We start from the raw sequence: 19,292 nt of genomic DNA on the forward strand, positions 1-19,292 counted from the left end.
TTGAATATCTTAATCCCTGCTACGAGTGCAAATTTAGGACCTGGTTTTGACGCTTTAGGACTTAGTTTAAAGCTTTTTAATAGCGTAAAGATCGAACCATCTAAATTTAGCTCAGTTTCGATAAATGGCGAGGGAAGTGATAGCACAAATTTAAAGAGAAACAACATTTTTCTAAGCATTTTTAATGAAATTTTTTTAGAGCTAACTGGGAAAAATGAAAATTTTAGAGTCGTTTTTGAAAACAATATCCCATTTTCAAGAGGGCTTGGCAGCAGCTCTGCAGTGATCGTTGGTGCTATCGCTTCAGCTTACGAGATGGCTGGGTTTAAGGCTAGCAAAAGCGTCGTTTTAAATAAAGCGATCATCTATGAAACCCACCCGGACAATATCTCGCCAGCAGTTCACGGAGGATTTATCAGTGCTATCGTAAAAAACGGCAATGTTTATGCAAATAAAATAAATTTAAGCGATGACATAAAAGCAGTCGTCGTCATCCCAAATAAGCCGATGAGCACGGCATCATCAAGGCAAATTTTGCCAAAAAACTACACCATGAAAGAGTGTGTAAATAACCTCTCTCACGCTGCATTTTTGACATCTTGTTTTTATGAAAAAAGGTATGATCTTTTGAGGATAGCAAGTGAAGATATGATGCACGAAGAGCGCAGAATGAGCGCTTTAAAAGAGCTTTTTGAAGTGCGAAAAGTAGCTTATGAAAACGGCGCGCTAATGAGCACACTTTCAGGCTCAGGCTCAAGCTTTTTAAACATCGCTTACAAAGATGATGCTAAAAATTTACAAGATGTTTTAAAGAGTAAATTTGGTGATTTTAGAGTGGAAATTTTTTCATTTGATAACGATGGATACGAAATCACGCAAAGCTAAAAACAAGTTTAAAAAGGTATAATGAATAAAAATAATCCAGTAAGGACATGCGTCGCTTGCAAAGTCAAATTTTCTCAAAACTTGCTAAAAAGATACCGCTTGGTAGGCAAGAATTTGGAGTGCGGCAAAGGAAATGGTCGCAGTTTCTATCTGTGTGATGGCTGTTTGCAAAAAGACGACAAAATTTTAAAAAAAATAATTGATAAACAAACTAAAGGTGCCCTCGGACTTGACGCACCGAAGTTAAAGGAGATACTCTTAAATGAGCAATGTTAGGATTTCAGAGATCGCAAATGAGCTTGGCTACCCAAGTAAAGAGATAGTCGAAAAAGCTCAAGAACTAGGCCTAAAGGTCAAAACTCACTCAAATGCTGTGAGCCTTGAAGAGGCTGAAGCAATATATGAATACGTTCAAACTGGCGTAATACCAGATAAATTTAAAAAGAAAAAGAGCGAGCCAAAGGCAAAAAAAGAGCCTAAAAAAGAGACAGAAAAAGAGCCAGCAAAAAAAGAAGAAAAACCTAAAACTGAGCCTAAAAAGGCAGCTACTAAGGCTGAGCCAAAGCCTGAAAAGGCAAAAGTAGAGCCTAAAAAAGAGGTGCAAATTTCAGAAGAAAAACCTAAAGCTGAGCCTAAAAAAGAAGAGCCCATAAAGGTCGAGCAAAAGCCAGCAGAAGCACCAAAACCAAAAGAGAGCTTGGCTGATGTGACCCAAAAAAGACGCGGCCTTGTGATAGTTAAAAAGAAAAAAGATTACGAGGCGTCAGCTCCTGTAAAGGAGGAGAAAAAGGCTGAGGCGGCTGTAACTAATATTAGTGATTTTAAGAGTATGTTCTCTGCTAGCGATGAAAATTTGGCTAGAAAAAAGAAAAAAGAGAAAAAAGTAACAGTTGTAAGTAAAAAAGATAGCGCTGAGAAGATGGACTTGCTTGGTGGAAGCGACTTTGGCGACATCGTGCTTGAAGATGAAGATGTGGTGGTGCTACCCGATTTTAGCTTTAAAACCCCAGCTCCAGCTCCGATGCAAAGGACAAAACAGCCAAATGCGATGAAAACAACCGTCAATAACACGATAAATTCATTTGGCGAGGGCGGCATACAAAGAAGAGCTAGAAAAAAACACAAAAAGCCTGAAAATAAACAAAATAGCGAAGCTGTAACATCGATAAATATCCCAAAAGAAATTCGCGTTTATGAATTTGCTGAAAAGCTAAACAAACAGCCTAGCGAGGTCATAGGTAAGCTATTTATGCTTGGTATGATGACAACTAAAAATGACTTTTTGGATGAAGATGCGATAGAAATTTTGGCTGATGAGTTTAACGTCGAGGTAAATATCATCGACGATCAAAAAGAATTTGACTATGTAGCAGCCTACGAAGAGGAGATAAAAGACGATGAAAATCTCCAGCCAAGAGCGCCAGTTATAACCATCATGGGTCACGTAGACCACGGTAAAACCTCGCTACTTGACTACATAAGAAAGTCTCGCGTAGCAGCAGGCGAGGCTGGTGGCATCACTCAGCACGTGGGCGCTTATATGGTAAATAAAAATGGCAGAAACATCACATTTATCGACACTCCAGGTCACGAGGCATTTACAGCTATGCGTGCAAGGGGTGCTGGTGTAACTGATATAGTTATCATAGTTGTTGCAGCAGATGACGGCGTAAAACCACAGACAAAAGAGGCGGTCAGTCATGCAAAAGCCGCTGGTGTGCCAATAATCATCGCTATAAACAAAATGGATAAAGAGTCAGCAAATCCAGATCTAGTAAAAACTGGTCTTGCTGAGCTTGATATCATGCCAACAGAGTGGGGTGGCAAGTATGAATTTGTGCCGATCTCTGCAAAAACAGGTATGGGCATAGATGATCTACTTGAGATCGTGCTTTTACAAGCTGATCTTTTGGAGCTAAAGGCAAATCCAAAGGCAAACGCAAAGGCTACTGTCATCGAGAGCTCACTTCAAAAGGGCCGTGGTCCAGTAGCTACCATCATCGTTGAAAACGGCACGCTTCATGTCGGAGACACCGTCGTAGCAGGCGTTGCATACGGTAAGATAAGAAGCTTGCTTGATGATCAGGGTAGGCTATTAAAAGAGATAAAACCAGGCGAATGTGGCGTGATAGTGGGTCTTAGCGAGATAGCAGAGGCTGGCGAGACGCTAATAGGCGTAAAAACTGATAAAGAGGCTCGTGAGTATGCACAGAAAAAGGCTGAATATATCCGCCAAAAAGAGCTTAGCAAGAGTACAAAGGTTAGTATCGATGAGCTTAGCGCTAAGATCGCTGAGGGTGAGCTAAAAACACTTCCAGTCATCATCAAAGCTGACGTTGGCGGCTCACTTGAAGCGTTAAAAGCAAGCCTAGAAAAACTAGCAAATGACGAGATCAGAGTAAATGTGATCCACTCAGGCGTTGGCGGTATCACGCAAAGCGACGTTGCACTTGCAAGCGCAAGTAACGACTGTATCATACTTGGCTTTAACATAAGACCAACTGGCGAGATAAAAGAAAAAGCAAAAGAGAGCGGCGTCGAGATAAAAACTTACAATGTTATTTATAATCTAATCGACGACGTGAAGGCGATTTTAGGCGGACTAATGTCACCTATCATCAGAGAAGAGCAGCTTGGTCAAGCTCAGGTTCGCCAAGTGATCCATGTGCCAAAAGTTGGCACTATCGCTGGATGTATCGTCACTGAGGGCACGATAAACAGAGGGGCAAAAATTCGCCTTATTAGAGAAGGTGTGGTCGTTTATGAGGGCTTAGTAAGCTCACTAAAACGCTTCAAAGATGACGTCAAAGAGGTTGCTAAAGGCTACGAGTGTGGCGTTGGTATCGAAAATTTCAACGACATCAGAGAAAATGACTACATTGAAAGCTTCAAAGAAGTCAAGGAGAAAGCTACTCTATGAACGCTAACGAAATAAAGCGTATGAGAACAGAGAGTGTGCTAAAAGAGCTCATACCAGAGGCTCTAGCCACTCTTGAAGATAGCATTTTAAAGGGACTTTGCGTCACTGACGTCGAGTGCAAAAAGGGCAGATACGACGCTTTTGTCTATCTTGACAAGATGATGTTTGATGAGCGCGAGCAAGAGTATATTTTGGGGCATTTAAAGCGCGTTTGCAGGCATTTGCAAAACCACTGCATGGCAGCTGAGGGCTGGTATAGATGTCCAAATTTTCACTTTAAATTTGACGATAGATTAGAGTATCAAAACCATATGGATAAGTTGTTTGATAAAATTTCAAAGGATTTAAACAAAAATGGATAATTTAGACAAACTAGTACGCGAATGCGGCGTTGAGCTTTACGACAGCGAGATCGCAAATGAAAATGGCAGGGCTATTTTTAGAGTTTACATTACAAAAAATGGCGGAGTGAGCCTTGATGACTGCGAAAAAGTGAGCCGTCTGCTCTCGCCTATCTTTGACGTGACACCGCCAGTTAGTGGGGATTATAACCTTGAGGTTAGCTCGCCTGGCCTTGAGAGAAAGCTTAGCAAGCCTTCACACTTTAAAGCGAGTGTTGGCGAGCTAGTTAAAGTTCAAACCGAGGCTGAGAAATTTGCAGGAAGGCTTGTAAAAGCGGACGAAGAGAACATCGCAGTAGAAAACGAAGAGGGAATTTTTGAGATCAACATCAGTGAGATAAAAAAAGCAAAAACATATTTGGAGTGGTAAAATGCTAAGCGACATCGAGATAACTCACCAAACGAAACTTGAACACATCAGTAAAGTTGCCGCAAAACTAGGCTTAAACGAAGACGAGCTTGAGCTTTACGGCAAATTTAAGGCTAAAATTTCTCCAAGGCTTGAGCCATCAAACTCAAAGCTCATCTTAGTCACCGCGACTAATCCAACCCCATACGGCGAAGGCAAAACGACTATGTCGATCGGCCTAGCCGACGCACTAAATTCACTTAATAAAAAGGTCTGCCTAGCACTTCGCGAGCCATCTTTGGGACCAGTTTTTGGCATAAAGGGTGGAGCAGCAGGTGGCGGCTACTCGCAGCTTGCACCTATGGAGGATCTAAATTTACACTTCACTGGCGATTTTCACGCGATAACTTCGGCAAATAACCTCATTTCAGCGATGATAGATAATAGCCTCTATCAAGAAAACCCACTAAAAATCGAGAAAATTTTATGGAAGCGCTGTATGGATATGAACGACCGCGCGCTTAGATTTATCACTGTGGGTCAGGGTGGCAAAACGGACGGCGTGCCAAGAGAAGATGGCTTTAATATCACCGCCGCAAGCGAGATCATGGCTGTACTTTGTCTAGCAACAAGCTTATCAGATCTAAAAGAGCGCGTAGCAAACATCATGGTTGCTTACGATAGCGATAAAAAGCCTATCTACGTGCGTGATCTAGGTTGCCAAGACGCTGTTTGCATACTTTTAAAAGATGCGATCAAGCCAAATTTATTTCAAACACTAGAGCGCACACCTACACTCGTGCATGGTGGTCCATTTGCAAACATCGCACACGGCTGCAACTCTGTCATCGCAACAAAAACGGCTCTAAATTTAGCTGACTACGTCATAACTGAAGCTGGCTTTGGCTCGGAGCTTGGCGCGGAGAAATTTTTAGATATAAAGTGCAGGGTTGCTGAGATTAAACCAAGCGCTGTGGTGCTTGTAAGCACGATCAGATCGCTAAAATATAACGGCGAAGCAAATAAAGACGAGATCACAAAACCAGACATGAATGCCCTTAAAAAAGGCATAGAAAACCTTGGCGGCCACATCGAAAATTTAAAAGTCAAATTTGGTCAAAACGTAGTTGTGGCGCTTAATAAATTTGGCTTTGACACTGATGAAGAGATAAATTTCGTAAAAGAGTACTGCCGTGAGCTTGGCGTAGAAGTAGCAGTTTGCGAGAATTTCTTAAAAGGCGGCAAAGGTGCGCTTGAGCTTGCCGAGCTAGTTTTAAAGGCGTGCGATAAGCCAAGCAAGATAAATTTCACCTACGAGATGAGTGACGATACGAAAACTAAAATAGAAAAGGTCGCTAAGGAAATTTATGGAGCTGGCGAGGTGGTCTTTGAAGAGGCTGCTCTTAAAAAGCTTGAGATGATAAAAGAGCTAAAATTGAGCCATTTGCCAGTTTGTATCGCAAAAACTCAGTATTCATTTAGTGACGATGCGAAGCTTTTGGGTAGAGCAAAGGGCTTTACTTTTAGTGTAAAAGACCTTGACATTAGAACTGGAGCTGGCTTTATCGTCGCAGTTTGCGGTAAGATCATGCTAATGCCTGGACTTCCAAAAGTGCCGGCTGCGGTCAATATGAGGATAGATGCCAACGGCAAGATTGACGGCTTGTCGTAAATTTAGAAAATATGAAATTTGTAAAAATACTATTTTTAATAGTTTTAGGTGCTTTCTTTGTTGGATGCGCGGGAAGATATAAATATAATGTTGAGCCAACGCCGATACAAAAAGGCGTGGCTAAATACATTGTTAGTGATTTTAACCTGACATTGACAAATCAACCAACTAGATACGAATACAATCCTAACTATAAAAATGAAAGCGAACTTCGTGATGAATTTGTGGAATTTATAAACAAACATCTAAAAAAGCAGGGCATTTTAGGAGACGAAAATAGCTTTAAGATAAAAATACAAATGGATTATGAAAGATGGTTTAACTGGGGTGGCAAGGCGTTAAACAAGCCTCACTTTAGCTACAGCGTGAAAATTTATGATAACGCAGATAGGCTATTGGTCTCTTATGCTATACCAGTCTCTACGACAAAATATAGCTATTTTAAAGAGATAGCTGTTTTGGCGGAGATTGCTGCATTTAGGTGGGATGCACAGGATGAGCCAACCGATATCGACTTGATCTCAAAAACTCTTGTTGATGAGATAAAAGATATAGGAAAATAAATATAGTCTGCTAAGATGAACGACGAATTTTACATGGGTCTTGCTTTAAGCGAGGCTTGGAAATTTCAGATCCTGACCTACCCAAATCCAGCCGTTGGATGCCTTATCCTTGATGAAAATGGGCAAATTTTATCTTGCAAAGCTCATGAAAAGGCTGGATATTTACACGCTGAACCGACAGCGATACTCTTTGCGCTTTGCAAAAAAAGTGAAAAATTTAAAGATGATTTTATAAAAGCATATAATGCTAAATTTAGCTCCAATATAAAAGAGGGCGAATTTGGCCTTTTAGAGCCAAAATTTACCTATAAATTTATACTAAACAACCACTCAAATTTACTAAAAAATGCAAAAGCTTATGTCACGCTTGAGCCTTGCTCGCATCACGGTAAAACGCCACCTTGTGCAAATTTGCTAAAAGAGCTTGGCTTTAGCGATGTGATAATTGGCAGCCACGATGAAAATAAAATAGCAAGTGGCGGTGGAAATTTGCTTCAAAGTGCTGGAGTGAAAGTTAAATTTGGCGTTTTAAAAGAGCGCTGCGATAAGCTACTTGAGCCATTTTTGGCTTATCAAAATGGTGGATTTAGCTTTTTAAAAATAGCTCTTAGTAAAAACGGCGTGGCAAGTGGTGGCATCATCACAAATGAGCTTAGCCGCACGCATGTGCATAAACTTAGAAGCGTCATAGATACGTTAATAATCGGTGGCAACACAGTGCGGACAGATCGACCAAGGCTCGATACCAGACTTATAAAAAATGGCAAAAACCCAGATGTCATAATCTACTCAAGAGGCGATAAATTTGATGAAACATTGCCACTTTTTAGCGTGCCGGATCGCAAAGTTAGCATTCAAAAAGAGCTTGATCTAAAAGGTCTTAGCATGTTTGAAGGAGCAGGTGAGTTTTTAAAACTTGCAAAAGAGGGCAAACTAGCAAATGTAAAGTGGCTACTTATCTATCAAAGCTCAAATTTCAAAATTGGTGAAAATTTGAGTCTTGATCTAAATTTAAAACCACTTTTTAGTGGGAATTTTGGGGACGATAGCTACACTTGGTATGAAATTTTGGATTAAATATCTAGTCCAAAATAGTGTTTAACTAAAAAGCCGATGCCAAAAGATATGATCGCAACGCCAAAAGTTATCACGCACATCTCAATCACTCTTGGTAAAAATTTAAGCTCTTTTGCCACGCTTATATAAAAGTTGTAAGTGATGATAGCAACCAGCGCAAAGAAAAACATCGACAAGACGGCGTAAAGACCGCTTGTAAAGATGAAAAATGGAAGTATTAAAAATGCCGTTGTTATGATGTATGAACCGCCTGTGTAAAGCGAGTAGGTAAGCGGTTTGATCTCGTCGCTTGGATTCTCTTTTGACTCGAGATATGCTGAGCCAGCCATAGAGAGTGCAGCTGCTACGCCCATGATAAGGCCTGTTGCGCCAACTGATTTTGTATTTGAAAAAGCAAGCGCGATGCCGCTAAGTGTGCCTGTTAGCTCAACTAAAGCATCATTCATGCCAAGCACGATGCCACCAGCATTTACGAGTTTTGTGTCTTTTAACATGGAGATTAGACTATTTTCGTGGTTCATCTCCTCTTCGTAAATATCACGAGCTTCAGGATATTCATCTACTATGTCAAGATAAAATTTCTCTGCATTTTCTTCGCGTGACTCCATAAATTTTAGAGTAAAAGAGGTGCCAAAAATTTTAACAAGTATCGTATAGAAAATGACTTTGAATAAATTTGCACTTCTGCTCTCGCCAGTTATCTTTTGACAAAAAGCATAGTGGCGTCTCTCTTCTGCGATTAATTTTCGAAGTACCTTTTTGTTCTCTTCGACTTTTTCGCTAGCTTCTAGAAGTGAGTATATAGCAACATCGTCTGCTTCGTTTTGTAATTGTTTTAAGGCACGTTTTTTATCTAACACAAAATTTTCCTTTTTTATAGCTTAGAAATTTAAGATTTTGATTTAGAAAGAGAGATAAGATGGTGCGATCAGCGAGACTCGAACTCGCACACCTAATGGCACTACCCCCTCAAGATAGCGTGTCTACCAATTCCACCATGATCGCAAAAAAGAACAAAAGCCCCAAAAGAGGGGCTAAATTTAAGCTTTACGCTTAGCCAAGCATTGGGTTTGCGTAAAGAACGATAAGTGTAATAACAAGTGCGTAGATAACTTGTGCTTCGATCATCGCAAGAGCGATAAACATTGTAGTCATAAGTTTGCTACCTACACCTGGGTTTCTAGCTGTTCCGCTGATAGTTGCAGCAGCTGTGTTACCCATACCTATAGCACCACCAAGAGCTGCAAGGCCAAGGCCGATACCGCCAGCGATAACTGAATATGATCTGATCATCTCGCCGTCAGCGCCAAATGCAAATGCAGCAAGACCAAGAATTAAAAACACGATCTTTTTCATCGTTGCTCCTTTAAAATTTTAAAGCTCTTTCGGATCTGTCCCCTACTTAAACTTTATGAGCCGTAATATTACAAAAACAAAACTTTGTTTCAAATAAAAACACTAAAAATTTAAATTGCCTATAAAAAATTCTTGGCTTAGAAAAATGAAAGTTTTTTTATGCTATCTTTGAAAGAATTTAATTTATTCTTAATCTTAGGTTTTCAATGATAAACGAAAAATTTTCAAAGATAGGCTTTGTTCTTGCGATGGCTGGTTCTGCTGTGGGTCTTGGTAATGCCTGGAAATTTCCTACAATGGTGGGAAATAACGGCGGTTCGGCATTTATAATTTTATACTTGCTTCTTACATTTGCTATCGCTTTTGTGGCATTTTTAGCGGAGCTTAGCATCGGCAAGCTTGGCGAAAGCGACATCGTAAGCTCTCTTTACAAGCTCGCTCCAAAAAATAAAAAAGCGTGGTCGCTCTCTGGCTTTTTCATGATCGGCGCGATACTTATAGCTTCATTTTATATGGTTGTTATTGGCTGGATATTAAAGTATATCTATCTTAGTTTTTCGCCACTTTTATCTGACTCAAAAGCGGCAGGCGAGCAGTTTAACACACTTTTATCAAATGACCTAAGCAGTGCCGTGCTTTGCTTTAGTTTGGTTTTTTTAATGGTATTTTTTGCCGTTTCAAAAGGCGTAAAAAGTGGCATCGAAAAGCTAAATATATGGATGATGCCAAGCCTTTTTGTCTTGCTGGTTTGCATGCTTTTTTACGCGCTTAGCATGGGAGATGGTTTTGTTAAGGCGGCTAAATTTTTATTTGTACCAAATTTTAGTGCGATCACGCCAGATGTTATCTTGCAGGCTCTAGGCCTTGCGTTTTTCTCGCTATCTATGGGCGTTGGCGTCATACCGACATATGCTGCAAATTTACCTGAGAAGACAAATTTAATAAAATCAACACTCTCTATCATCTTTATAAATATCTTAATAGGTATTATGATGGGGCTTGTCGTATTTACATTTATATTTGCTTATGGGGCTGATAGCACGGCAAGTGGTCCAGGCCTTATCTTTATCTCGCTTGTCACGCTTTTTGCAAAGCTTGGCATCGTTGGCAACGTTATGGCGGTCGCATTTTTCGTATCACTCTTGTTTGCTGGTATCACGAGCGCGGTTTCGATGATCGAGCCTTTTGCTTATTATTTGGTTAGGAAATTTGAAATTTCAAGAAAGATGGCGCTTCTTTACATCGGCGCCTTTGTCTATATCTTGGGCATCTTTTGCATACTTTCATATTATTCAGACACTTCAAGTGCTTTTAGCGTTTGCGGTAAGCCATTTTTTGACGCGCTTGACTTTCTCACATCAAATATCATGATGCCAATAGGCGCTATCGTATTTAGCTTTTTTGTTGGTTATAAACTTAAAAAAGAGAGTTTATATCTGCTCTTTGGCGATTTTATGGGAAGAGCGTTTTTTGAAATTTGGTACTTTTTTTTAAGATATGTCGTGCCAGTTGCCATTTGTGCGATAATGATCTACCAGATGGCAGGTAAATAATGGCAGAGAGATTTAGTAAAATTGGCTTTGTCTTATCGATAATTGGAGCGGCTATCGGCCTTGGTAATGCGTGGAAATTTCCATACATGGTCGGCAGTAACGGCGGTTCGGCATTTATCCTTATATATCTATTTTTTGCCTTTGCTGTTGGTCTTAGCATATTTTTTGCTGAGATGGCGATGGGCAAAATTTCACGTCTTGATACGGTTGGAGCGTTTAAAAGTTTAGCTACAAAAGGGGCAAATTCTTGGAAATTTGCCGGTGTTATCATGGTGACTGGGCTATTTATCGCTTCGTTTTACACGCTCATCATTGGCTGGGTTTTAAAATACGTCATTTTAAGTCTTAGCGAGCTACCTAAAGATATGGCAAGCTCAGAGACGCTTTTTGTAAATTTCACTTCAAATGGCATAAATGAACAAATTTTATACTTTAGCATCGCATTTTTTGCCTACTTTTTCATCCTTACAAAGGGTGTAAAAAGTGGTATCGAGCGCATAAATGTCTATCTCATACCAGCTCTTTTTATCTTGCTTTTGCTTATGCTTGGCTACTCTTTTGGCATGGAGGGCTTTGATAAAGCGGCTAAATTTCTACTAGTGCCTGATTTTTCAAAGATAGATCAAGCAGCTGTTTTAAACGCTCTTGGACTTGCTTTTTTTACGATGTGCGTTGGCATTGGCTGCATACTTACTTACTCATCAAGTCTAAGCGATGATACAAATTTATTTACCTCTTCGCTCTATGTCGTCTTTGCAAATATCATAATAAGCGTCATCATCGGCCTTATCGTATTTACATTTACATTTGAGTTTGGCTCAGAGCCATCAAAAGGCGCAGGGCTTGCTTTCATCTCGCTACCGACGCTATTTGCTAAGCTTGGATTGCTTGGAAATTTCTTGGCATTTACATTTTTTATATCACTATTTTTTGCTGGCATCACCTCGGTTATCTCGATGGTTGAGCCATTTATATTTTTCTTAAGCAAAAGCCTAAATTTTAGTAGAAACAAATCGATCCTAATCGTCGCTTGCGTGGTTTATATTTTAGGAATTTTATGTGCGTTAAGTGGCACAAGCGAATTTAAAGATGCACTTACATTTTTTGGTAAGAGCTTTTTTGACCTGCTTGATTACCTTAGCTCAAATATCATGCTCCCACTTGGTGGTATCTTGTTTGCTATCTTTGTTGGCTACTTTATGAAATTTGAGCTTTTAAAAGAGCTATTTGTGCCTTATATGGGCAAGGTTGTATTTAAAATTTGGTATTTTTTAATTAGATTTGTGGCTCCACTTTTAGTTCTGGTGGTGTTAATAAGGGAGATCTCATAATATGGCAAAAGAACAATTTTCTAAAATAGGCTATGTCCTAGCAGTCGCTGGATCGGCTGTCGGACTTGGCAATGCATGGAAATTTCCATACATGGTTGGTGAAAACGGCGGTTCGGCGTTTATTATCCTATATCTTTTGATAACTTTTCTAGTCGGCGTGCCTATCTTTATGGCAGAGCTTAGTATCGGCAAGCTTAGCGAGAGTGACAGTGTCAATGCTTTTAGAAAGCTGGCAGCTAAAAATAAAAATTTATGGCAGCTGGTTGGAATTTTAGCCATGGTTACAGCAGCTATCATCTCGTCATATTACATCGTGATAATAGGCTGGGTGTTTAAGTATTTTGTCCTATCTTTTTCTGGCTTGCCAAGTGATATAGATAGCTCAAAAGTGATATTTAACGATCTTTTGACGCATGGTCTTGGAGAGCAGACGCTTTATTTTGTTATAGCATTTGCAGCTTGCTTTTACATCCTTTCAAAAGGCGTAAAAAGCGGCATAGAGAAGCTAAATGTTTGGATGATGCCAAGCCTATTTATCATGGTTTTAATTATGCTTATATTTTCTATGACGATGGATGGCTTTTCTAAATCAGCCGAGTTTTTGCTCATCCCTGACTTTAGTAAAATTTCATTTAACTCGCTCTTGCTAGCTCTTGGACTTGCATTTTGGACACTATCTCTTGGCATGGCAGCGATCATTACCTATTCAGCTAGCTTAAGTGATGATACAAATTTAGCCACTTCAACGCTAAGTATCGTCTTTATAAATATCGCACTTGCTATTATGATAGGTCTTGTTATTTTTACCTTTATATTTGAATTTGGAGCTACTCCGTCTCAAGGACCAGGACTTGTCTTTATCTCACTGCCAACGCTATTTGCTAAGCTTGGTGTGATAGGTCAAATTTTAGCGGTGGCATTTTTTGCTGCACTTATCTTTGCTGGTATCACTTCAGCGATCTCTATAGTTGAACCATTTGTATTTTTCTTGATCAGAGAGTATGGCATGAGTAGAAGAAAGGCTCTTAGCATAGTTGGAGCTGGGATTTTCATAGTGGGATTTTTATGCCTTTTGTCAAATATAGAAAATGTTGGCGATAAATTTATGCTCTTTGGCAAAAATTTCTTTGACTTCCTAGACTTTACCGCTTCAAATATTTTGCTACCAATTAGCGGCATCGGTGGGGCGATATTTGTAGGATATTTTATGAAAAGAGATGCTTTATATGTGCTATTTAGCCCATATATGAGTGATTTTGTATTTAACGCATGGTATTTTTTACTAAGATATGTAGCGCCAGTTTGTGTGCTCATTATCATGATAAATGAACTATTAAAGGTTTTTAATGGATAAGATTGAGAGATTTTTCGATAAGGCTGGCGATATAGTCGGCTATATTTGTATGTTTATTATGGCTTTGATGATAATAGACGTATTTTTTAACGTTGTGGCAAGATACTTTTTCTCTTACGGCAACGTTGCATTTCAGGAGCTTGAGTGGCACTTTTTTGCTGTGATATTTCTGCTTGGCATGAGTTATGCTCTAAAAGAGGACGCGCACGTCAGAGTTGATATCTTTTATGCTAAATTTTCAGAAAGACAAAAAGCCCTTGTAAATATGCTTGGTACTGTATTTTTTGTCATACCATTTGCGCTTTTGGTTTCAAATTTATCATTTGGATTTGTAGGAGATGCTTATAGTTCAGCAGAAGCTAGCGCAGATCCAGGCGGTCTTACCCATAGATGGATCATAAAAGCGATGATCCCTTTTTCATTTTATGTGCTTGTATTTTTTGCGATCGGCTTTTTTATAAAAAATTTAAATCGCTACAAGAAAGCTAGTAAGGAGAAAATATGGCGGGATTAATAATGTTTATAGCCGCGCTATTGATGCTTGGCATTGGCTTTCCAGTGGCATTTACCTTTGGTGCGGTTGCGATGATATTTGGCATGGTTGGCAGCGTCGTAGAGAGCCTTAGCGATGGCGATGGACTACTTGGCAGTATAGAGGTATTTAAAGATATGTTTAACTTCATGCCATATAGAATTTTCTCTATCATGGAGAGTAGAATTTTCATAGCAGTTCCACTCTTTGTCTTTATGGGTGTCGTGCTTCAAAAGTCAAAGCTAGCCGAGAGACTACTTGAGAGCATGGGTATGCTATTTGGAGAAATCAGAGGCGGTATCGCGATAAGTACTATCTTAGTTGGAGCGCTTTTGGCTGCTTCAACTGGTGTTGTAGGTGCTAGCGTTGTTGCTATGGGCGTTATAAGCTTGCCTGTAATGCTAAAGTATAAATACGACCAATCCCTAGGATGTGGCACGATATGCGCTGCTGGTACGCTTGGTCAGATCATCCCGCCTTCTATCGTGCTTATCATCTTGGGCGACATCTTCTCAGTGCCAGTTGGCGAGCTTTTTCACCAAGCCATTGTGCCAGGATTCACGCTAGTTGGGGTTTATATAGTTTATATTTTGATAGTTGCTTATCTTAAGCCAGAGGTCGCTCCTGTGGTAAAAGACGAGAGTGGCGTTAGTAAATTTAAGCAGATCGTTAGAGCGCTAATTGCGATCTTTCCGCCACTTTTGCTAGTTATTTGTGTGCTAGGATCCATTTTTGCAGGTATCGCTACACCGACCGAAAGCTCAGCATTTGGCTGCGTTGGCGCTATCATCTTAGCAATATTTTATAGGACATTTTCATTTTCTATGATGAAAGAGGCTTTGGCTGAGAGCGTAAAAACGACAGCTCTAGTCTTTGCTATACTTGTTGGTGCGACTGCCTTTTCTATGGTCTTTAGCTACACTGGAGGCGATGAGATAGTTGAAAATTTCATGACAAATTTACCAGGCGAGAAGTGGGGATTTATCATCTTTAGTATGGCTGTTATCTTTGTGCTTGGCTTTTTTATCGATTTTGTTGAAATTTCATATATCGTGCTTCCTATCTTGGTGCCAATCGCCGCAAAACTAGGCATAAACCCAGTCTATCTAGCGATCTTAGTTGCTATGAATTTACAAACTTCATTCTTGACGCCGCCATTTGGATTTAGTCTATTTTTCTTAAGATCAGTCGCACCTGCTGAGATAAAAACAGCTGCTATTTATAAAGGCGTGGTGCCTTACATCATCATCCAAGTGGCAGTTTTAGTCTTTTTCTGCGTCTTTTTGATGGAGATAAAGCCGATGCTTGATACGAGCCACGGCGGATTATTTAACTTCTTACTCTCACTTTTTAAATGATATAAAAGTTTTTGGTTGTAAAATACCAAAAACAAGCAAAATGGCTAATTTGAGTTTCTATCAAATTTAGCCATTTTTTATGACCGCTTTTTAGTAAATTTATAAATTTAATGAGGTGAAATATGGCAAAGAGATTTATCGATGTTATGGATACGACCTTTAGAGATGGCTTTCAGTCAGTTTATGGCGCTAGAGTGCTTATGAACGACTTTTTGCCCGCGCTTGAAGCAGCCAAAGAGGCTGGCATAGAGCATTTTGAATTTGGCGGAGGAGCGAGATTTCAAAGCCTTTATTTTTACCTAAATGAAGACGCTTTTGCGATGATGGATAAATTTAGAAGCATCGTAGGACCAAAAGCAAACCTTCAAACCCTAAGTAGGGGCGTAAATACCGTCACCCTTGACACTGGTAGCCGCGAGCTAATCGACCTTCACGCAAAACTTTTCAAAAAACACGGAACTACTACTATTAGAAATTTTGACGCACTAAATGATGTTGAAAATTTAAAATATTCAGGCGAGAGGATCGCTCATCACGGGCTAAAACACGAAGTTGTCGTTACTATGATGGATCTGCCTAGTGGCTGTGTGGGAGCTCATGATGTTAAATTTTATGAGAAAATTTTAAGAGAAATTTTAGATGCAAATATCCCTTATCACAGCGTTTGCTTTAAAGACGCAAGCGGCACAAGTAGCCCACAAAAGGTCTATGAAACCATAAAAATGGCTAGAAAACTACTCCCAGAAAAAACTCATATCAGACTTCACACACACGAAACTGCAGGCGTAAGTGTTGCTTGCTACCTCGCAGCGCTTGAAGCTGGCGTTGATGGCATAGATCTAGCCGCAAGCCCAGTAAGTGGCGGAACTAGTCAGCCAGATATCCTAACCATGCTTCACGCAGTAAAAGGCAAAAACTACGATCTTGGCGGACTTGACGTGGAGAAAATTTTAAAATATGAAAGCGTTTTGAATGATTGTTTAAAAGAGTATTTCTTACCGCCTGAAGCTGTGCAAGTAAGCCCACTCATACCGTTTTCACCGATGCCAGGTGGCGCGCTCACCGCAAATACCCAGATGATGAGAGATAACAACATCTTAGATAAATTCCCAGAGGTCATCCTTGCGATGCGCGAGGTGGTGCAAAAGGGCGGATACGGCACTTCAGTAACTCCTGTTAGCCAGTTTTACTTCCAACAAGCATTTAACAACGTGATGTTTGGCAAGTGGAAAAAGATCGCTGAGGGATACGGTAAAATGGTGCTTGGCTACTTTGGCAAGACTCCAGTTACGCCTGATAAAGAGATCATTAAGCTTGCTAGCGAGCAACTAGGACTAAAACCAACTACAAAACACGCAGTCGATATAGCTGATAAAGATGAGAGCAAGTCACTTGCGCATGTAAAAGAAATTTTAAAACAAAACAAGATCAAGGTTACCGAAGAAAACGTCTTTATAGCAGCAGCTTGTAAAGAAAAAGGCATCGCATTCTTAAAAGGCGAAGCCAAAGTAAATGTAAGAAAGATCGATCTAAACACCAAGGCAAACGATGGCAGACAAACTCAAAGCGGCAGATATAGCGTCGTGGTAAATGGTAGTCGCTACAACGTTGAAGTAAGCGAAGGTTTTAACGACAGTATCCAAGTAAAATCAATCACTGAAGTTGAAGGCAAGAGCGTAAAAAGTGCCAAAAGTGCAGTAACAGGCGCAACAGAAAATGATATCGTTGCAAGCTTGCCAGGCGCTGTGCATAAAATTTTAGTTAGCGCAGGAGATCATGTCAAAAAAGGTCAGGCCATAGTCGTGCTTGAAGCGATGAAGATGGAGATAGAGGTCAAAGCCCCAAAAGATGGCATCATAGGCTCTATTGAGGTTAGCAAAGGTCAAAGTGTCGCGAACAATCAAGTGGTGGCTAGATTTAAATAAATTTGCCACTTTTAAAAAGATAGTGTTAAGCGAAATTTGATTAACATTTTGATGACTTTTAGGTCAAATTTATAAAGAAACGAAATTTAAAGGAAACAACATGATAAATAAGCTAGACGAGCTAGGTCTAAAAGAGATCAAAAAGATAAATCACAATCTAAGCTACGACGAGCTTTTTGAGCTTGAAAAGGCAAACAACGAGGGCAGAGTCTCAAGTAACGGCACATTTATGGTCGATACTGGAATTTTTACAGGCAGAAGCCCAAAAGACAAGTACTTTGTCAAGCAAGACCCAAGCCAAAAATACATCGCTTGGGGTAAGATAAATCAGCCTATCACAAAAGAGCTATTTGATAAGCTTCTTAAAAAAGCAAAAGAGCAGCTAAGTGGTAAAGAAATTTTCATCCAAGATGCATTTTGTGGAGCTAGCAAAAAGAGCAAAAAATCAGTTCGTTTCGTCACCGAAGTAGCGTGGCAAGCGCACTTTGTAAAAAATATGTTCATCCGCCCAAGTGAAGCGGAGCTGGCTAAATTTGAGCCTGATTTTGTAGTATATAACGCTTGCAAGACAAAAAATGAGGATTACAAGGCTGATGGGCTAAATTCAGAGGTTTTTGTCATCTTTAATGTCGAGGAAAATGTCGCGGTAATCGGTGGCACATGGTATGGCGGCGAGATGAAAAAGGGCATTTTTTCTATGATGAACTACTGGTTGCCACTTGAGGGCAAGCTAAGCATGCACTGCTCTGCAAACGTAGGCGAGAAGGGTGATACGGCGCTATTTTTTGGTCTATCTGGCACTGGTAAAACGACACTTTCAACCGATCCAAAACGCAAACTAATAGGCGATGACGAGCACGGCTGGGACGATGATGGCGTGTTTAACTTTGAGGGCGGCTGCTACGCAAAATGTATCAACCTTGATCCAAGTAGCGAGCCAGAAATTTACGCAGCGATCAGGCGTGACGCGCTACTTGAAAACGTAGTGGCTGACGAAAATGGCGTGGTTGATTATAAAGATGGCTCAAAGACTGAAAACACACGCGTGAGCTATCCGATCTATCACATCGACAACTACGAGCCAAGCTCAAGCGCAGGCCATCCAAAAAACATCATCTTTTTAAGCGCTGACGCTTTTGGCGTGCTTCCTCCAGTTGCGAAGCTCACAAAAGAGCAGGCGATGTATTATTTCTTAAGTGGCTACACAGCAAAAGTTGCTGGCACAGAGCGCGGTATAACTGAGCCTGTAGCTACTTTTAGCGCTTGCTTTGGCGAGCCATTTATGCCACTTCACCCAACCGTCTATGCAAAACTGCTTGGCGAGAAGATCGATAAACACGGCGTTAATGTCTATCTTGTAAATACAGGCTGGAGCGGCGGTGCTTACGGCGTTGGTAAGCGCATGAGTATAAAAGCAACTCGTGCTTGCATAAATGCGATCTTAGACGGCAGTATCACAAAATGCGAATTTGAAAATTTTGATAAATTTAACTTCGCTATCCCAAAAGAGCTAGGTGGCGTTGAGACAAAACTGCTAAATCCTATAAACACATGGGCAAATTCAGCTCAGTATAACGCTTCACGCGACAAGCTTGCTAAAATGTTTGTTGAAAATTTCAAACGTTATGAAGATGTAAAAGAGGGCGTTGAATACGCCAAAGCTGGTCCAAAAGCTTAAAAATTTTATAGCCTTGTGGGTATTTTGCCTACAAGGCTTTTTAAATTTAAACTTTTAAATAGTAAAAACGTAGCTCACTTTTAAATTTAATTTTTAAACTTTTTGCAAAAATGCCCCAACCAAATTTAAAGATATTTTCTAGATTTCACTATAAAATTTGCTTTTTGTGATACTGCCGTCTAAGATCGCATTTATGCAAGCACGAGTTGCTTTTATACTCATGCGCTTACCAACGCCGTAAGCACCGCCGCTCCAGCCTGTATTTACAAGATAGACATTAACGCCGTGTTTATCGATCTTCTCGCCAAGCAGTTTTGCATAGACGGTTGGGTGAAGTG

The 19,292-nt window shown here is 40.1% G+C and carries 17 protein-coding genes, 1 tRNA gene and 1 pseudogene; 15 read left to right on the plus strand and 4 right to left on the minus strand.

Annotated elements, in window-relative coordinates; genetic code table 11:
* From thrB to ribD, 8 genes are read left to right on the plus strand one after another with little or no spacing between them, the layout of a single operon-like run.
* Positions 1-885, plus strand: coding sequence for a homoserine kinase (thrB, locus tag F3G98_RS01665; protein ID WP_103598956.1), 885 nt, complete (start codon positions 1-3; stop codon positions 883-885).
* 21 nt (positions 886-906) lie between these two features.
* Entirely contained in the window at positions 907-1,161 is a 255-nt protein-coding gene (locus tag F3G98_RS01670; RefSeq protein ID WP_021085774.1) for a YlxR family protein, read from the plus strand.
* Positions 1,148-3,805 (plus strand): translation initiation factor IF-2, encoded by a 2,658-nt coding sequence (gene infB, locus F3G98_RS01675; protein WP_103608337.1) that lies wholly within the window; start codon positions 1,148-1,150, stop codon positions 3,803-3,805. The genes F3G98_RS01670 and infB overlap by 14 nt, the downstream gene beginning before the upstream one ends.
* Positions 3,802-4,167, plus strand: a complete 366-nt coding sequence (gene rbfA, locus F3G98_RS01680; RefSeq protein WP_004317240.1) for a 30S ribosome-binding factor RbfA — start codon at positions 3,802-3,804, stop codon at positions 4,165-4,167. The genes infB and rbfA overlap by 4 nt, the downstream gene beginning before the upstream one ends.
* On the plus strand, positions 4,160-4,576 hold the full coding sequence (rimP, locus tag F3G98_RS01685; RefSeq protein ID WP_103608336.1) for a ribosome maturation factor RimP: 417 nt from the start codon (positions 4,160-4,162) through the stop codon (positions 4,574-4,576). Before rbfA ends, rimP begins: the two co-directional genes overlap by 8 nt.
* Before the next feature lies 1 nt (position 4,577).
* Positions 4,578-6,227 (plus strand): formate--tetrahydrofolate ligase, encoded by a 1,650-nt coding sequence (locus F3G98_RS01690; RefSeq protein WP_103597321.1) that lies wholly within the window; start codon positions 4,578-4,580, stop codon positions 6,225-6,227.
* 11 nt (positions 6,228-6,238) lie between these two features.
* A complete protein-coding gene (locus tag F3G98_RS01695; RefSeq protein ID WP_103597322.1) occupies positions 6,239-6,790 on the plus strand; it encodes a hypothetical protein in 552 nt (183 codons plus the stop codon).
* Between the two features lie 15 nt (positions 6,791-6,805).
* Positions 6,806-7,867 (plus strand): bifunctional diaminohydroxyphosphoribosylaminopyrimidine deaminase/5-amino-6-(5-phosphoribosylamino)uracil reductase RibD, encoded by a 1,062-nt coding sequence (ribD, locus tag F3G98_RS01700; protein ID WP_103597323.1) that lies wholly within the window; start codon positions 6,806-6,808, stop codon positions 7,865-7,867.
* Here the strand turns inward: ribD and F3G98_RS01705 are convergent.
* The 3 genes from F3G98_RS01705 to F3G98_RS01715 all read right to left on the minus strand — a co-directional run bounded on the left by F3G98_RS01705 (position 7,864) and on the right by F3G98_RS01715 (position 9,223).
* Positions 7,864-8,727 (minus strand): VIT1/CCC1 transporter family protein, encoded by an 864-nt coding sequence (locus F3G98_RS01705; protein ID WP_103597324.1) that lies wholly within the window; start codon positions 8,725-8,727, stop codon positions 7,864-7,866. The genes ribD and F3G98_RS01705 overlap by 4 nt on opposite strands.
* Before the next feature lie 60 nt (positions 8,728-8,787).
* Positions 8,788-8,872: transfer RNA gene (locus F3G98_RS01710), tRNA-Leu, on the minus strand.
* Between the two features lie 48 nt (positions 8,873-8,920).
* Positions 8,921-9,223 carry a F0F1 ATP synthase subunit C gene (locus F3G98_RS01715; RefSeq protein ID WP_004317263.1) on the minus strand — a complete coding sequence of 101 codons (303 nt, stop codon included), beginning with the start codon at positions 9,221-9,223 and terminating at the stop codon, positions 8,921-8,923.
* Between the two features lie 206 nt (positions 9,224-9,429).
* On the opposite strand from F3G98_RS01715, the gene F3G98_RS01720 reads away from it, so the two are divergent.
* The 7 genes from F3G98_RS01720 (at position 9,430) to pckA (ending at position 18,954) form a co-directional block, all read left to right on the plus strand.
* Complete coding sequence (locus F3G98_RS01720) at positions 9,430-10,776, plus strand: sodium-dependent transporter (RefSeq protein ID WP_103608335.1); 1,347 nt, start codon at positions 9,430-9,432, stop codon at positions 10,774-10,776.
* On the plus strand, positions 10,776-12,107 hold the full coding sequence (locus F3G98_RS01725) for a sodium-dependent transporter (RefSeq protein WP_103608334.1): 1,332 nt from the start codon (positions 10,776-10,778) through the stop codon (positions 12,105-12,107). The genes F3G98_RS01720 and F3G98_RS01725 overlap by 1 nt, the downstream gene beginning before the upstream one ends.
* 1 nt (position 12,108) lies before the next feature.
* The gene (locus tag F3G98_RS01730; protein WP_004317243.1) at positions 12,109-13,461 is read left to right on the plus strand and encodes a sodium-dependent transporter; all 1,353 of its coding nucleotides are present in this window, start codon (positions 12,109-12,111) and stop codon (positions 13,459-13,461) included.
* Complete coding sequence (locus F3G98_RS01735; protein WP_103608333.1) at positions 13,454-13,975, plus strand: TRAP transporter small permease subunit; 522 nt, start codon at positions 13,454-13,456, stop codon at positions 13,973-13,975. Before F3G98_RS01730 ends, F3G98_RS01735 begins: the two co-directional genes overlap by 8 nt.
* On the plus strand, positions 13,963-15,351 hold the full coding sequence (locus tag F3G98_RS01740) for a TRAP transporter large permease (protein ID WP_103608332.1): 1,389 nt from the start codon (positions 13,963-13,965) through the stop codon (positions 15,349-15,351). The genes F3G98_RS01735 and F3G98_RS01740 overlap by 13 nt, the downstream gene beginning before the upstream one ends.
* Positions 15,352-15,473: 122 nt before the next feature.
* On the plus strand, positions 15,474-17,276 hold the full coding sequence (locus F3G98_RS01745) for a biotin/lipoyl-containing protein (protein ID WP_103608331.1): 1,803 nt from the start codon (positions 15,474-15,476) through the stop codon (positions 17,274-17,276).
* Positions 17,277-17,379: 103 nt separating this feature from the next.
* On the plus strand, positions 17,380-18,954 hold the full coding sequence (pckA, locus tag F3G98_RS01750) for a phosphoenolpyruvate carboxykinase (ATP) (RefSeq protein WP_180999490.1): 1,575 nt from the start codon (positions 17,380-17,382) through the stop codon (positions 18,952-18,954).
* A 153-nt stretch (positions 18,955-19,107) separates the two neighbouring features.
* On the opposite strand, the pseudogene F3G98_RS01755 reads toward pckA, so the two are convergent.
* Positions 19,108-19,292 (minus strand): annotated as a pseudogene (locus tag F3G98_RS01755) (phosphoenolpyruvate carboxykinase (ATP)); the annotation flags it as partial.

Origin of the sequence: Campylobacter concisus, from assembly GCF_902460895.1 — a bacterium.
GTDB classification, from domain to species: domain Bacteria; phylum Campylobacterota; class Campylobacteria; order Campylobacterales; family Campylobacteraceae; genus Campylobacter_A; species Campylobacter_A concisus_BC.

Coding starts and splice junctions, on each gene's coding strand:
- F3G98_RS01690 (WP_103597321.1), top strand. CDS start 4,578: ATGCTAAGCGACATCGAGATAACTCACCAAACGAAACTTGAACACATC.
- F3G98_RS01715 (WP_004317263.1), bottom strand. CDS start 9,223: ATGAAAAAGATCGTGTTTTTAATTCTTGGTCTTGCTGCATTTGCATTT.
- F3G98_RS01695 (WP_103597322.1), top strand. CDS start 6,239: ATGAAATTTGTAAAAATACTATTTTTAATAGTTTTAGGTGCTTTCTTT.
- F3G98_RS01670 (WP_021085774.1), top strand. CDS start 907: ATGAATAAAAATAATCCAGTAAGGACATGCGTCGCTTGCAAAGTCAAA.
- rbfA (WP_004317240.1), top strand. CDS start 3,802: ATGAACGCTAACGAAATAAAGCGTATGAGAACAGAGAGTGTGCTAAAA.
- F3G98_RS01730 (WP_004317243.1), top strand. CDS start 12,109: ATGGCAAAAGAACAATTTTCTAAAATAGGCTATGTCCTAGCAGTCGCT.
- F3G98_RS01735 (WP_103608333.1), top strand. CDS start 13,454: ATGGATAAGATTGAGAGATTTTTCGATAAGGCTGGCGATATAGTCGGC.
- F3G98_RS01725 (WP_103608334.1), top strand. CDS start 10,776: ATGGCAGAGAGATTTAGTAAAATTGGCTTTGTCTTATCGATAATTGGA.
- F3G98_RS01745 (WP_103608331.1), top strand. CDS start 15,474: ATGGCAAAGAGATTTATCGATGTTATGGATACGACCTTTAGAGATGGC.
- rimP (WP_103608336.1), top strand. CDS start 4,160: ATGGATAATTTAGACAAACTAGTACGCGAATGCGGCGTTGAGCTTTAC.
- F3G98_RS01720 (WP_103608335.1), top strand. CDS start 9,430: ATGATAAACGAAAAATTTTCAAAGATAGGCTTTGTTCTTGCGATGGCT.
- F3G98_RS01740 (WP_103608332.1), top strand. CDS start 13,963: ATGGCGGGATTAATAATGTTTATAGCCGCGCTATTGATGCTTGGCATT.
- infB (WP_103608337.1), top strand. CDS start 1,148: ATGAGCAATGTTAGGATTTCAGAGATCGCAAATGAGCTTGGCTACCCA.
- ribD (WP_103597323.1), top strand. CDS start 6,806: ATGAACGACGAATTTTACATGGGTCTTGCTTTAAGCGAGGCTTGGAAA.